The organism is Bradyrhizobium sp. cir1 (assembly GCF_014198245.1).
In the GTDB taxonomy this organism is placed as follows: Bacteria; Pseudomonadota; Alphaproteobacteria; order Rhizobiales; family Xanthobacteraceae; genus Bradyrhizobium.
Window position 1 is genome coordinate 23,143 of sequence record NZ_JACIHE010000016.1, and the last position, 12,800, is coordinate 35,942.

Sequence of the window (12,800 nt, forward strand, 5' to 3'; positions counted from 1 at the left end):
CAATGTCAAATCCGTTTCTTGTCGGCTTAGTGGTGAGGGCGGTTAGCCGGGCGATCGACCCCCAATGTGCCGCCGCTTGGCGGAGCCTGGATCGGTGGACCTGGCGGTTATCGAGATGATGGGATTACGGTGACCGTGCACCAACTCCTGCTGCTCAACTCGCGCTATCCGAGTGCCATTCTACTTTTCGTTGTACAATTCTGAATGGGTATCCCATAAGCGGAATTGCGCGGAACGTAATTCACTGTCACCGCAGTTTTGCATCTCTCGCGTTGGGGCATTTAGGTGAAGCGACCAATTATTCTTTTTCAGCAGATCGCGAAGGGCGGCGGTCGGTTCTTTGACTTCCTGGGTCGCGTGCACCCTATCGCCTATCTTTTTTTCTATCTCGCCTTGGTGCCGCTGTTCGCCGTAATCTACACGCGGTTAGATGGCAGCTTTTACGCCCCTTATGCTCAGTATGAGGGCGCTGGAAGTGAGGATAGGCGCGCAGTCATAGAGATGTTGAGCACGAAGCTATGGCATCATCTATGGTGCATTGATGAGCAGGTGAACAAAGCTGGCGGGTTGTGGCGCTTTCATACGAAAGAGCTCTACATACTTCCTAAGCTTAAGATTGAAGGAAGCTTCGTTGAGTTCGAAGCGGAGATCATGCTTCTGAAGCCAGAAAGGCCGAACGAGCCGCTGACGATACCAATCAATCGTCCGGTCGTAGTTTCTAGAGTCCCGATGCAGTTTGGGCCAATCGGAAGGTATCCAGCAGATTGGATGCAGATAAAGTATAATCGAAAGGAGCTGGAGCCGACCTTGCAAGGTTTTGTCTCATCGGCGGTGCCTGAGTGCGAGACAAAACTTGTTGGCTCGGAGACCGATCGGGCGCGGGTCGAGGCCTTTGTGGGTGGTCTCAACAACGATCCTCTCAAGGTGAGCGGCAAGTTCGACCGCATGTTGTATTTCAGTGTCGTGGTGCTAACGACACTCGGGTTTGGCGATATCGTTCCGATGACGCCTTGGTCGCGCCGATTGGTTGCCGGCGAGGCGATATTGGGGATGATCATCATGGGCCTCATGTTGAACGCCGTGGCGACGCGGGCGCGGTCAAAGCCATGACCGACGTTAGTTACGGTGACAGTGCACTAAACTCCAGATTTCGCGGAGGGCGTGCCATCAGAATACTAGCGAATGCTAATTTTGTGCACACTAGATTCCCCTTTCGTGCAGGGCGCGGTATCCGCGACGCTTGTCACCGACAATTTCGTGCACTGCACCGTAACTCATTCCTATGCGCAGGAAACTTCTCGGCACCTGTAGGTTTTTTCGTGCATGAGCGCATCGAGCACTGGCGATCGGCGTGCCATGAACATCCTGCGGGAATTGCACGCTGCAGAGAAGGAACTAGTCGGCAGGGCCGTCGTCTTGACCGACGGCAAGGCCGGCACAATTGACGGCGTCTATCTCGATGATGAGCACGGGCTTCGCATCTCGGTCGCGGGACATGAAGGTCGATGGCCGATCTCGACGGTGAAGCACATCGAAAACTGATCATCTCGGTTTCGCGACTTACCAGCACCCACGAGGCGCAGTACCGAAGCAGCTACCTCACCGCAGTGCATAACGCGAATCGCGACAACCCGTCCTCAGCCATAGAAAAAGACCAGCGGCAGAAACACGTACGTCCACCACGCGAGGCCGGCCAATCCGGACAGGATGAGCATATCCTGGTCGCTCATGGGGGATCTCCGAGAACAGTTTCTATTGTTCTCCAACCAACGAGCGGGGTACGCGGTTTCAATTCGCGCACCAAATTCTCATGGAACCTGCTCGCCGTCGGCTAGCCGCTGCGGCCGGGATTACGGTGACAGTGCATAAAACTCTCGACCTGGGGGAGTGCTCCATCGGTAACGCTGCTCAAAGCCAGTTTTGTGCACTGTCACCGTAGCTCCTCGGTTCGCAATGCGCTATCGGTAGCGAGCCAAGGACGTTCATGGGAAAAACAAGCCGGGCGAAAAACATCGTGAGTTTCTTCGAGCGTCTCAAGACAGAAGCATCCGTTGAGTGGCGGGCCTACACCGAGCATCCCTTCACGAACGGATTGGCGGACGGCTCGCTCCCCGAAGCGGCGTTTCGCCACTACCTCGTTCAGGACTATTTGTTCCTCATCGAGTTTGCTCGCGCCTACGCGCTCTCGGTTTACAAGTCGCCCACGCTTGCCGACATGCGTGAAGCAGCGGCCGGCCTGTCTGCCATCCTCGATGTCGAGATGAACCTGCATGTGAAGCTCTGCGCCGGTTGGGGTCTGTCCCCGACCGATCTTGAACAAGCCCCTCCGGCAGTCGAGATGCTGGCTTATACACGTTACGTGCTCGATGCAGGGATGCGCGGCGATCTGCTGGCACTCAAGGTGGCGCTTGCCCCCTGCGTGATCGGGTACGCGGAGATCGCAACGCGGCTTGCCTCGCGCCCCGATGCTGACGCTGCGACGAACGCCTATCGCGTTTGGATCGCCGAGTACTCCGGCGCGCCATACCAGGAGGTGGCTGCCAAAGCGCGGGCGCATTTGGAGCATCTCGCCGATCTCTATGCCACGTCGGCCCGCGAGGCCGAGCTGATTGCGATCTTCAAGGAAGCCACCCGGCTCGAGGCGGACTTCTGGGAGATGGGCTGGCGCGCGGGCCAGCGTGTTGAATAGCGGCCTTCGCAGTCGTCAGGCTCGTAACCCGAAGGTCATGCGTTACGACGAGAGTGCACCTCGATCTGTGCCAAGCTTCCGTTGGAATCCGGCAGCATCCAATTAGTGCACAAAGTACCTTGCCACCCCCTACCATCACCACCACCGGCAAGGTCAGCGCCGCCAGCAGCGTCCCCAGCGCCACCGCGCCTGACACCGGGTTCACCAGCCGATATTACGGTGACAGTGCACGAAACTCCACACCATCGGGCGAGGTCGATTTTGTCACCGCAACCCCTGTCACCGTCACCCCGCGCAGTACTATGCGAGCCGCTTGAGTTTTCCGGAAAGTCTTCATGCGCTCTCCTGAACGCTTATATCCAAGCCGCGCGAGCGAATTGTGGGCCTGCGTTCGGCTGGACAAATTCGCCATTTGGAGTAGCCTTTTCGGACACAGCAACATGTTAGCGGAGGTTCTCCGTGGAACATCGCGGCGTAAGCTTCTCGATCGTTGAAATGAGCTACCCGGCTGGTTGGAAGTGGACTGTCGGAAAGGGCCGAACAGTGTCGGTCGGTGTCTGTGCGACGAAGCTCGACGCGATCCGCCAGGCTCAGACCTTCATCGACGCGATCATGGACTGGGCTGCCTAGGCTGAGTCAAAATGCTCGCCTTCGATTGGTCATGCCGAGCACCGTAAACCCAGCAGCTGAGTTTCTGTCGGCGCGGCGCTACACCACCACCATCACCACCACCGGCAACGTCGCCGCCGCCAGCAGCGTGCCCGGCGCAACCGCGCCGGACACCGGGTTCACCAGACGCTGATACTGAACCGCAAAGATGTGCGCGTTCGCGCCGGTCGGCATGGACATCAGCATCTTTCGAGCGGCGAGCTTCCGCGACGCAGCCTCTGCAGACGGCGCCTGCCGATCGCGCGCACCCGGCCACGCCGTGAGGCAAAGCCGCAACGTGGCCCCTATCGCCGCGATGACACCAGCAGCATCATCGGCCGTTCCAGCTCCTCCTCCAGCGCCGGGTTCTCCCTGATTTGTTGGACCGAGGGCGCGAACTCATCGACGGCTTCGATGATGAAGCCGGCCCGGATCAGCACGCTCAGTGTCGTTGCGATCTTGCGGTGATACTTCACGACGCCTTTCGCGAACCAATCGGTGCGGCGCTCTCCCTCGATCGCATAGCGGTTGACCGGCCATGTCTTGACCGGCCATGTCTTTCGCCCGTCCTCGTCCTCGATCCAGCGGGGATGAGTGGCGGCCATGAAAATCGGATGCTCGATCGAGAAGACGAAATGGCTCCCCGCCGCGAGAGAGCGATGGATCGTGCGTGCGAGCCGGTCGAAGTCGCTGATGTAATGGAACGTCAGCGAGCTGAAGGCGAAATCGAAGGCAGCTTCGGGAAGCTCGATCGTCTCGAGGTCCGCAATGCGATAGTCGATTGCGGGATCGGCCGTGGTCTGCCGTGCCCGCGCGATCATGCTCTCGGAGAGGTCGACGCCCAGCACCGTCCTGGCACCGTTTTCACGCAGCCAGCGTGAAACCCAGCCGAAGCCGCAGCCGAGATCGATGGCTCGCTTGCCGGCCATGTCGGGAAACATGGCGCGCAGCGCCGGCCATTCGGGCGCGCCGGCAAGCCCGTGCACCTGCCGAGGGAGTCGGCTGTAACCTGAGAAGAAATCCGGGTTGTCGTAGACGTTCTGTGCCATCGCCTGTTCCGCTCAAGGTGAGTAACAGCCGAAATCCGCTCGGCAGCCAGCGTGCGTCGATGCTCGATCCAGCGATCATTTGAGCCAGCGCTGATTGTCACCGATCGCCAGGGATCCGGACAAGCTCCACTTCGAGCTTGATGCCGGGCGATTGTTTCGCGAAGCCCGTGCAGGATGTGGATGAGCCATCGGCCGAGCGGCCTGACACGACGATGTCGATCGCATCCATTCCAAAGACGCCGGGCGGCCCCGGCTCCGTGCGTCGGGCAGACAGACTGGCCTTGAAGTGCTCGCCCTCCTGCGTCCAGCTTCCTGCATAGGCAAAGGTGGAATCGCCGCCGATGAGCTTCCCGTCGGCACTGAACTCGACCATACCGGCGCCTTCGCCGATCGGCGTCTTGAACCAGACGGAGTATTTGCCCGGGGTGATCACCAAAGCCCACCACATCGAGGGGTATCCAGGCCGAGTTGAGCCAGACCAAAATGGCAGCCGCATGGCGGCGCGTGTTCTGCTGCGTCTACAACCCAAGGCCAAACGGACATCCGCTACGGGGGGGTCTCCGAGTTATCTCACCACCACCACCGGCAGCGTCACATTTTTCGATGATGGCATTATGCCCCTGTTTTGCCCGACGTGTCAAAGCGACTTCGTAAAATCCGCAAATCTATCGAGCCTCGGCTACTGTGCATGGGGTTGTTTTCGCAGTTTTTGTTTTGAGGGCGCTGGGGTCGGCGGCGGGAACCGATCTCGTTAGTCCGAGCAAGGGGTTAGGCACAGTCTTCCCACACCCACCACTGTCATCCCCCGCGCAGGCGGGGGATCCAGTATTCCACTGCCGCCCGACGTTCCCCGAGAGGCCGCGGCGTACTGGATTCCCCGCCTGCGCGGGGAATGACAGCGTGCGAATGCGCAGGACCGCCCCAATCTCTCGCCAGCCGCGGCGCCCCTCCGCCCTGTTGCCGAGACCGCACAGCTCCCGCCTTTCGCATCCCCCCTCGTTGCCAACCAACCGCGGTTCACCCACACTCCGCCCCGGTCACACATTGGGGGGGATCGATGCCGGCGTTTCGCTCTGGGAAATCCGTTCTTGCTGCCATCGCCGGGGTCGCCCTGGCCGTGCTGGTCCAGCCGGGTGCAGGCTTTGCCTACACGCCGGAGCAGCAGCAGGCCTGCACGCCGGATGCGATGCGGCTGTGCGGCGAGTTCGTTCCGAACGTCGATGCCATCACCGCCTGCATGATCCAGAAGAAGGCGCAGCTGTCGCCGCAATGCAAGGTGTTCTTCCGCCAGGGCCCCGAGCCCGGCGAGGCCCGCGCCGGCCGGCCGACCAACATCGCGCCCAAGGCCGCGTCAAAGAGCTCGACGAAGAAGAGCTCCAAGCCGGCGGCGAAGGCGAGCAAGAAGAAAACCGAAGAGGGCTGAGCGCCCCGCGCGCGTTCCTTGCTTGAAACTTCCTGATGCCCGGGCCAAAGCGCAAAGCGCGTCAATGCCCGGGCATTTGCATGTCCGGGGCTATGTCCTCCGTTGGCGGCAAGCGTGAAGCGGTTTCTTCGATCCTCGAACCAGATGATTGCGGCGTCAGCCTTGCGACAGGTCCGGACTCGTTTTGTTCGAGGTTGTCGCGCGCCGGCCTGCGGCGATTACCGCTACACCCGATTGAAAAGAGCCGCGATACGGTTTGCGCGGCAAGGTTGCATTCGGTTTTGCCGCCGTACTGCTCAAAAACCGCACATATGCTCGCTTCAAGCGCGATTCATGCAGTTTGTGTCCCGTCGCGCCCAGCAGTGTGACTCAAAAGCCAACACGACTTGTTATTTCGTGGCGGCGACGCAACTCCCGGTAAATTTTTCTTTCACGAATCAGCGCGGTGATTCATTTTCGCGGCCTGGGGTCAATCTGGAGGCCAAGGGTATGAACGTTATTGTTTTTGCATCGCGTAAAGGCGGCTCGGGCAAGAGTACCCTGGCTGCACATCTCGCCGCGCAGATCAAGGCGAGCAAGCAGGTGATGCTCGTGGACGCGGATCCACAGGGCTCGCTGACGCTGTGGCACAAGCTGCGCGGCACCAACGAGCCGCCGATCAAGGCCGCCGTGAACTCGGTCAGCGGCATCGTCTCCGCTGCCAAGCGCGACGGTTATGAATGGGTCTTGATCGACACGCCGCCGAACCTCTCGGCCGTCGTCGACGATGCGATCAAGAATGCCACCATGGTGGTCATCCCCGCACGTCCCGGCGTGTTCGACGTCAACGCGGTGCAGGAAACCATTCAGATGTGCCGCGCGGCGCGCAAGCCCTACGCGGTCGTGCTCAACGGTGCGCCAGCCAAGCGCGACGAAGCCGAGAGCCCGATCGTCACCATCGCCCGCGAGGCGCTGGCGAAATTCCGTGCTCCGGTGTGGGGCGGTCAGATCACCAATCGTTCGGATTTGTTGATGGCGCTCAGCCACGGCGAAGGCGCGCGCGAGTATCAGGCCGAGAGCCGTGCGGCTCAGGAAATCGCAAGGCTGTGGGCGGCGATCGAGCGTTCGGTCAAGGCCATTCGCGGCACGGCGTCGGCGTCCGGCGCAATGCACAAGCAGGCGGCGTAATTTTCATAAATCATTCCCCGGACGGAAAACGCGCGGGAAGGTCCGCGCGTTTTGCGTTTCTGGGTTCACGCGTCATTCCGGGATGGCGCGCAAGCGCCAGACCCGGAATCTCGAGATGAGGCTTACGCCACCATCAGCATGTAGAACACGATGACCGGCGACAGCGTCAGGATCACCGACCAGATGCCGACGGCCCAGAGAATGTCCTCGGTGGTGAAGCTTTCTTCGGTGGACAGGCTCTGCTGTCCGGCGCCGAAATGCGACGCCATTTCATTATGACTATTCACAAAACGCCCCTGCGATTTCTTCGCTTATGGGCGTCAACATTACGCCAGATGTTTTAAGATTCCGGATCGCGGCCGCGCGCGCATTTGAACACGGCTGCTACCACGGATTAACCATCCGCGCCGGCGTCGCCTCAGGCGAGCCAGGCCCGAAACAGCAGCGCCGGCATCAGGCCGAGCACCACCGCCCAGAATCCGAACGACGATACGACGAGAATTCCCCGCAAGAGATCGACGGGCGCGAATTGCTGCGCGGCCGTAGGCCGGGTGCGATACCCCATGGTCATTCCCCCTCTTGGTAGATGTTTGAGCGAACGATAGGCGCGGTCACGTAAACGAGACGTGGATGCACCATGCGGCAGCTGCGAAGGGTGTTGGGAAGCGGTTAACCACGCGGGCGCTCTGTCACTCCCTCTCCCCGTTCTTTCGGGGAGAGGGTGGGGTGAGGGGCTGTCTCCGCAAATGTTTTGGCAGCTGGACCCGCGGAGGCTCCCCTCACCCGGAATTTGCGTGCGCAAATTCCGGCCTCTCCCCGCAAGCGGGGAGAGGCGAAGTGCGCGCTACGCCGCGACCTTCATCCGTCGCTCGATCTCGCGATCGATTGTCGCCGCGAGCTCGCTGCTCACTTCCACCATCGGCAGGCGCACTTCGGGGCTGTCGATCAGGCCGCTGCGCCACAGCCAATACTTTGCCGGCGCGGGGCTTGGCTCGGTGAACAACAGCCGCGTCAGCTCGGCCACCTCATTCCAGCGCGCTTGCGCCGCATCGTGGTTGCCGCACTTCGCTTCAGCGTACACAGCCGCGAACGTCGCGGTCTCGACGTGGGCCGACAGCACGATGCCGCCGTCGGCGCCGTCGGTGAGCGCCTCGAGATAGTTCGCATCCTCGCCGGTGAGCACGCGAAAATTCTTCGGCCGGTCGCGCAGCAGCGCGATCGACTGCTCGCGGCTGGCGCCGCAATCCTTGAGGCCGACGATGTTGGGATGCTCGGCGAGCCGCAGCATGGTCTGGTTGGTGATGTTGACCGCGCAGCGATAGGGAATGTTGTAGAGCGCGATCGGCCACGCCGCGTGGTCGGCGAGCGCCTCGAAATGCGCCAGCAACCCGCGCTGCGACGGCCGCACGTAATAGGGGCATGCGATCAGATAGCCCTCGATCGGCCAGTCCGCAGTTTCATCGAGGCGATCCTTCAGCCGCGCGGTGTCGGCGCCCGATAGCCCGAGGCAGATCGGCAAGGTGCGGCGGCCCGCCGCCATCTCGTCGCGCACGACGGCGACGAGGCGGTCGAACTCGCCCTGTCGCAGCGTCATGCCTTCCCCGGAGGTCGCCCCCAGGATGAAGCCGTCGACGGCCTGTCCGCTATAATGCCGCGTCAGCCGTCGCAGCGAGGTCTCATCGAGCTTGCCGTCACGGAACGGCGTCACCAGCGGCAGCCAGAGTCCGTGCAAATGTTCGCGTAGTCCGGTCATGTTCCATCTCCTTCTCGGGAAAAACCTGAGACGGAGGGCACATGAAAAAACCCCGTCCAGGTGGCGGGGTTTTCGGTGTTTGCTGCGATGACGAAGTCTAGCTAGTGCGCGCAAAAATCCGAGGCCCCGGGATGGGGGCCTTTTTTCGAGACGAGTGCGCACGACTTCGTGATCATTTGAAAATGATGCGGGGGATAGGTGGAACTGTCAATACACGCGGAGGGTGAACACCGGATTCGGCAGAAAAAAAGCCGGACCCGAGGGCCCGGCTTAGGTATTGGCCACGTGAGGCCGACACAATCACCTTCCAAGAGGGATTACTGAACTCCCGCGCCACTGGAGGAGGGGGACAAATGCGCAACGCGAAGGCTCAGCGTGCAAACAGTATGGGCTTGACGAGCGCCCTGCAGCAACAGCCGAGGCCGCATGTCAGACATGCGGAAATCAGGACGGCCAGCGCTGCGCCTTGCTCACCACGAAGTCGCGGAACACCTGCACGCGTGCGACCGTCTTCAGCTCCTCGGGATAGACGAAATAGGTGTCGAGCTGGATCGAATCCGATTCGCCGAACAGTTGCACGAGCTTGCTCTGCTCCTCGACCAGATAGTCGGGCAGCGCCGCGATGCCGAGGCCCTGCTGACAGGCGCGCACGAGACCGAGGATGTTGTTGACCTTGAAATAGGCCTCGCGCGGACCCGAGCCGTTGCGCCCGGCTTCGACCAGCCAGTTACGGTTCTGCAGATGCGGCGCGAAGTTGCCGTCGGCGAGCGTGATGATGCGGTGGGAGTCGAGTTCCTCCAGCGTGCGCGGCGTGCCGAAGCGCTTGATGTATTCCGGCGAGCAATAGGCGTGGAAGCCCATCGCGAACAGCTTGCGCTGGATCAGGTCCGGCTGCGTCGGCTTGCGGGTGCGGATCGCGACGTCAGCCTCGCGCATCGACAGGTCGAGTTCCTCGTCGGTGACGATCAGCGAGATCCGGATCTCCGGATAGAGCGCGGTGAATTCGCCGAGCCGCGGGATCAGCCAGTTGATGCCGACGCCGGGCGTGGTGGTGATCTTGAGATCGCCGCTCGGCCGCTCGCGGCTGTCGGTGAGCTTGGCGCGCGCCGCCTGCAGCTGCATGAACACGTCATGCGCGGTGCGGAACAACAGGTCGCCCTGCTCGGTGAGGATCAGGCCGCGGGCATGGCGGTGGAACAGCGAGACCGAGAGCTCCTGCTCCAGCGCCGAGACCTGGCGGGAGACCGCCGATTGCGACAGGCCGAGCTGCTCGCCCGCGTGCGTGAAGCTGCCCGCTTCCGCTGCCGCGTGAAACACCTTCAGCTTGTCCCAGTCCATATCCGTAAATCCGTCGCGTGTTCGAGGCATGATCTTCATTCCGCTGCCGCGCGCTCGCTGGCGCGCAGGGCCAAGAAACGTTCGGCTTCGAGAGCGGCCATGCAGCCGAGGCCGGCGGCCGTCACGGCCTGGCGATAGGTCTCATCGGCGACGTCGCCGGCGGCGAACAGGCCGGGCACCGACGTGGCGGTCGAGTTCGGGGCGACCTCGACATAGCCCGACGGTTTCAGCTTGACCTGACCCTTGACCAGCTCGGTTGCCGGGGCATGGCCGATGGCGACGAAGATGCCGTCGGTCTTCACGTCCGTGAGCGCGCCGGTCCTGACGTTCTTCAGGCGGACATGGGTGACCTTGTTCGGGTTCTCGGTGCCGCAGATCTCGTCGACGGCGGAGTCCCAGATCACCTTGATCTTCGGGTGCTTGAACAGGCGTTCCTGCAGGATGCGCTCGGCGCGGAAGTGATCGCGACGATGCACGATGGTGACCTGCGAGGCATGGTTGGTGAGGTACAGGGCCTCCTCGACCGCGGAATTGCCGCCGCCGACCACCACGACCTCCTTGTTGCGGTAGAAGAAGCCGTCGCAAGTGGCGCAGGCCGAGACGCCACCGCCCTGGAATTTCGCTTCCGACGGCAGCCCGAGCCAGCGCGCCTGTGCGCCGGTGGCGAGGATGACGGAGTCGGCGAGATAGACGTCGCCGCTGTCGCAGGTGAGGCGGAACGGCCGCTGCGTCGTGTCAAGCTTGATGACCAGGTCAGTGACGATCCTGGTGCCGACATGGACCGCCTGCTTCTCCATCTGCTCCATCAGCCAAGGGCCCTGGATCACGTCGGCAAAGCCCGGATAGTTCTCGACGTCGGTGGTGATGGTGAGCTGGCCGCCCGGCTGGATGCCCTGGATCAGGATCGGCTCGAGCATCGCGCGCGCGGCGTAGATCGCGGCGGTGTAGCCGGCGGGGCCGGAGCCAATAATGACGACCTTTGCATGAACAGGAGCGGACATTTCGATGGACGCCTTTCACGGGGGATCTGCAGCGCGGGCGCGGAATGTGCCGGGAGGCCTCGCGGAGGCGCTGAAATATCAGAGCTAATCTAAGCCTTCTGGTGAGCTATGCAAGAATTGCATTCCCTCTCGGCGGATTTTTCCAACAGGGAACAAAAGTCGATTGCGCTGCACGCGCAATAAAATTGCGCTAGCCGTGCGGACTAGGCTATGAGGATTGCGACAAACCCACCCAATACCGCCGCAAAGGCCAGGAGTTCCAATCACGTGTCGCGGAGCCTAGACGAGATCGACCTGAAAATTCTCACCGAGATTCAGGCCGATGGTCGAATCACCAATGTCGAGCTCGCCAAGCGCGTCGGCATTTCGCCGCCGCCCTGCCTGCGCCGGGTCCGGGCGCTGGAGGAGGAGGGCTATATCCACGGCTATCGCGGGCTGCTGGACGCGCGAAAGCTCGGTTTCGACGTCACAGTGTTTGCCGCCGTGCATCTGTCCAGCCAGGCCGAGGCGGATTTGCGTGCCTTCGAGGAATTCGTCCGCGCCGAGCCCCTGGTGCGGGAATGCTGGATGCTGTCGGGCGAGGTCGACTTCATCCTGAAATGCGTCGCGCCCGACATGGCGACCTTCCAGGATTTCGTGACGCATCTCACCGCCGCGCCGCACGTCCGCAACGTGCGAACGTCACTGGTGCTGCATAATTCGAAATACGAGGCGGCGGTGCCGCTGGATGTGAAGGGGCGGAGGTAGGTCTTCTCCCTCTCAGTCCCGTCATCCTGAGGTGCAAGGCATCGGGCGCAAAGCGCCCGATGGGGAGCCTCGAAGGAATGCACGGCCCGCATCCCTCAGCGCGCGGCACCAGCGGGGCCGTCGCCCTTCGAGGGCCGCTGAAGAAGCGGCCACCTCAGGGTGACGGCGAAAGAGCTGGACGCGCTGCTGCCACACCGTCATTGCGAGCGGAGCGAAGCAATCCAGACTGTCTCCGCGGAAAGATTCTGGATTGCTTCGCCGCGCTCGCAATGACGCGTGGTGAGAGTGTGCTTCGCCATGTTCAGGCAAAACGCGGAAACAAAAAAGGCCGCGCATCGCGCGGCCTTTTCAAACGTCATCTCAGCGCAGCGGCAAACGCTTACCGCCACTCCACCTTGGTGATCTCATACGCCTTGGCGCCGCCGGGTGCATTGACCTCGACGGTCGAGCCCTTCTTCTTGCCGATCAGCGCGCGCGCGAGCGGCGAGGTGATGGAGATGCGGCCCTTCTTGGCATCGGCCTCGACCTCGCCGACGATCTGCCACACCGTCTTCTTCTCGGTGTCCTCGTCGACCAGCGTCACGGTGGCGCCGAACTTGATGGTGTCGCCGGACAGTTTCGAGATGTCGATGATGTCGGCGCGCGCGAGCTTGTCCTCGAGCTCGGCGATGCGGCCCTCATTGTGGGACTGCTCTTCCTTCGCGGCATGGTATTCCGCGTTTTCCGACAGGTCTCCGTGCGAGCGCGCCTCGGCGATGTGCTCGATGATCCGCGGGCGGTCCTCCGACTGGCGCTTCTTCAATTCTTCCCCGAGCGCGACAAAGCCGGCCTGGGTCATCGGAACCTTTTCCATCTCTTCTCTCGTCCTTCGGCCAGCGCGCCCCCAAAACCAGAGGGCGCGGCAACCTTGATTCGTCGGTATCTCCGGGGCTGAACACGCCAGCGCCGGAACGCTATGTGGGTCTGGCGCCGGAACAGAACAACC

The 12,800-nt window shown here is 61.9% G+C and carries 16 protein-coding genes; 7 read left to right on the forward strand and 9 right to left on the reverse strand.

The features are described from left to right. Positions 1-285 precede the first annotated feature (285 nt). The 4 genes from GGD63_RS40840 to GGD63_RS27220 all read left to right on the forward strand — a co-directional run bounded on the left by GGD63_RS40840 (position 286) and on the right by GGD63_RS27220 (position 3,319). Positions 286-1,110, forward strand: a complete 825-nt coding sequence (locus GGD63_RS40840; RefSeq protein ID WP_210315987.1) for a potassium channel family protein — start codon at positions 286-288, stop codon at positions 1,108-1,110. 213 nt (positions 1,111-1,323) lie between these two features. Then, positions 1,324-1,542 carry a PRC-barrel domain containing protein gene (locus GGD63_RS27210; protein ID WP_183246362.1) on the forward strand — a complete coding sequence of 73 codons (219 nt, stop codon included), beginning with the start codon at positions 1,324-1,326 and terminating at the stop codon, positions 1,540-1,542. A 472-nt stretch (positions 1,543-2,014) separates the two neighbouring features. After that, positions 2,015-2,689, forward strand: a complete 675-nt coding sequence (tenA, locus tag GGD63_RS27215; RefSeq protein WP_183246637.1) for a thiaminase II — start codon at positions 2,015-2,017, stop codon at positions 2,687-2,689. 459 nt (positions 2,690-3,148) lie between these two features. Next, positions 3,149-3,319 carry a hypothetical protein gene (locus tag GGD63_RS27220; RefSeq protein ID WP_183246364.1) on the forward strand — a complete coding sequence of 57 codons (171 nt, stop codon included), beginning with the start codon at positions 3,149-3,151 and terminating at the stop codon, positions 3,317-3,319. 78 nt (positions 3,320-3,397) lie between these two features. Here the strand turns inward: GGD63_RS27220 and GGD63_RS27225 are convergent, their stop codons facing one another. From GGD63_RS27225 to GGD63_RS27235, 3 genes are all read right to left on the reverse strand, one after another. Further along, complete coding sequence (locus GGD63_RS27225) at positions 3,398-3,538, reverse strand: hypothetical protein (RefSeq protein ID WP_246785660.1); 141 nt, start codon at positions 3,536-3,538, stop codon at positions 3,398-3,400. 104 nt (positions 3,539-3,642) lie between these two features. After that, a complete protein-coding gene (locus tag GGD63_RS27230; protein ID WP_183246366.1) occupies positions 3,643-4,386 on the reverse strand; it encodes a bifunctional 2-polyprenyl-6-hydroxyphenol methylase/3-demethylubiquinol 3-O-methyltransferase UbiG in 744 nt (247 codons plus the stop codon). 97 nt (positions 4,387-4,483) lie between these two features. Continuing rightward, on the reverse strand, positions 4,484-4,834 hold the full coding sequence (locus GGD63_RS27235; RefSeq protein WP_183246368.1) for a hypothetical protein: 351 nt from the start codon (positions 4,832-4,834) through the stop codon (positions 4,484-4,486). Between the two features lie 609 nt (positions 4,835-5,443). Between GGD63_RS27235 and GGD63_RS27240 the strand changes: the two genes are divergently transcribed. Beyond that, entirely contained in the window at positions 5,444-5,809 is a 366-nt protein-coding gene (locus tag GGD63_RS27240) for a hypothetical protein (protein ID WP_183246370.1), read from the forward strand. A 489-nt stretch (positions 5,810-6,298) separates the two neighbouring features. Beyond that, complete coding sequence (locus GGD63_RS27245) at positions 6,299-6,976, forward strand: ParA family protein (RefSeq protein ID WP_025032179.1); 678 nt, start codon at positions 6,299-6,301, stop codon at positions 6,974-6,976. Between the two features lie 122 nt (positions 6,977-7,098). On the opposite strand, the gene GGD63_RS27250 is transcribed toward GGD63_RS27245, so the two are convergent. The 5 genes from GGD63_RS27250 to trxB form a co-directional block, all read right to left on the reverse strand. Then, positions 7,099-7,263 (reverse strand): hypothetical protein, encoded by a 165-nt coding sequence (locus GGD63_RS27250; protein WP_183246644.1) that lies wholly within the window; start codon positions 7,261-7,263, stop codon positions 7,099-7,101. A 131-nt stretch (positions 7,264-7,394) separates the two neighbouring features. Further along, on the reverse strand, positions 7,395-7,541 hold the full coding sequence (locus GGD63_RS27255) for a hypothetical protein (RefSeq protein WP_183246646.1): 147 nt from the start codon (positions 7,539-7,541) through the stop codon (positions 7,395-7,397). A gap of 279 nt (positions 7,542-7,820) precedes the next feature. Next, complete coding sequence (locus tag GGD63_RS27260; RefSeq protein ID WP_183246371.1) at positions 7,821-8,729, reverse strand: 4-hydroxy-tetrahydrodipicolinate synthase; 909 nt, start codon at positions 8,727-8,729, stop codon at positions 7,821-7,823. A 444-nt stretch (positions 8,730-9,173) separates the two neighbouring features. Continuing rightward, on the reverse strand, positions 9,174-10,097 hold the full coding sequence (locus GGD63_RS27265) for a LysR family transcriptional regulator (RefSeq protein WP_027575284.1): 924 nt from the start codon (positions 10,095-10,097) through the stop codon (positions 9,174-9,176). 5 nt (positions 10,098-10,102) lie between these two features. After that, positions 10,103-11,068 carry a thioredoxin-disulfide reductase gene (gene trxB, locus GGD63_RS27270; protein WP_183246372.1) on the reverse strand — a complete coding sequence of 322 codons (966 nt, stop codon included), beginning with the start codon at positions 11,066-11,068 and terminating at the stop codon, positions 10,103-10,105. A 267-nt stretch (positions 11,069-11,335) separates the two neighbouring features. Between trxB and GGD63_RS27275 the strand changes: the two genes are divergently transcribed. Beyond that, positions 11,336-11,815 carry an Lrp/AsnC family transcriptional regulator gene (locus tag GGD63_RS27275; protein WP_183246374.1) on the forward strand — a complete coding sequence of 160 codons (480 nt, stop codon included), beginning with the start codon at positions 11,336-11,338 and terminating at the stop codon, positions 11,813-11,815. Positions 11,816-12,194: 379 nt separating this feature from the next. On the opposite strand, the gene greA is transcribed toward GGD63_RS27275, so the two are convergent. Then, positions 12,195-12,668 carry a transcription elongation factor GreA gene (gene greA / locus GGD63_RS27280; RefSeq protein ID WP_018643807.1) on the reverse strand — a complete coding sequence of 158 codons (474 nt, stop codon included), beginning with the start codon at positions 12,666-12,668 and terminating at the stop codon, positions 12,195-12,197. Between the last annotated feature and the right edge of the window lie 132 nt (positions 12,669-12,800).

Coding starts and splice junctions, on each gene's coding strand:
- GGD63_RS27245 (WP_025032179.1), top strand. CDS start 6,299: ATGAACGTTATTGTTTTTGCATCGCGTAAAGGCGGCTCGGGCAAGAGT.
- greA (WP_018643807.1), bottom strand. CDS start 12,668: ATGGAAAAGGTTCCGATGACCCAGGCCGGCTTTGTCGCGCTCGGGGAA.
- GGD63_RS27210 (WP_183246362.1), top strand. CDS start 1,324: ATGAGCGCATCGAGCACTGGCGATCGGCGTGCCATGAACATCCTGCGG.
- GGD63_RS27255 (WP_183246646.1), bottom strand. CDS start 7,541: ATGGGGTATCGCACCCGGCCTACGGCCGCGCAGCAATTCGCGCCCGTC.
- GGD63_RS27225 (WP_246785660.1), bottom strand. CDS start 3,538: ATGTCCATGCCGACCGGCGCGAACGCGCACATCTTTGCGGTTCAGTAT.
- trxB (WP_183246372.1), bottom strand. CDS start 11,068: ATGTCCGCTCCTGTTCATGCAAAGGTCGTCATTATTGGCTCCGGCCCC.
- GGD63_RS27235 (WP_183246368.1), bottom strand. CDS start 4,834: ATGTGGTGGGCTTTGGTGATCACCCCGGGCAAATACTCCGTCTGGTTC.
- GGD63_RS27260 (WP_183246371.1), bottom strand. CDS start 8,729: ATGACCGGACTACGCGAACATTTGCACGGACTCTGGCTGCCGCTGGTG.
- GGD63_RS27265 (WP_027575284.1), bottom strand. CDS start 10,097: ATGCCTCGAACACGCGACGGATTTACGGATATGGACTGGGACAAGCTG.
- GGD63_RS27240 (WP_183246370.1), top strand. CDS start 5,444: ATGCCGGCGTTTCGCTCTGGGAAATCCGTTCTTGCTGCCATCGCCGGG.
- GGD63_RS27230 (WP_183246366.1), bottom strand. CDS start 4,386: ATGGCACAGAACGTCTACGACAACCCGGATTTCTTCTCAGGTTACAGC.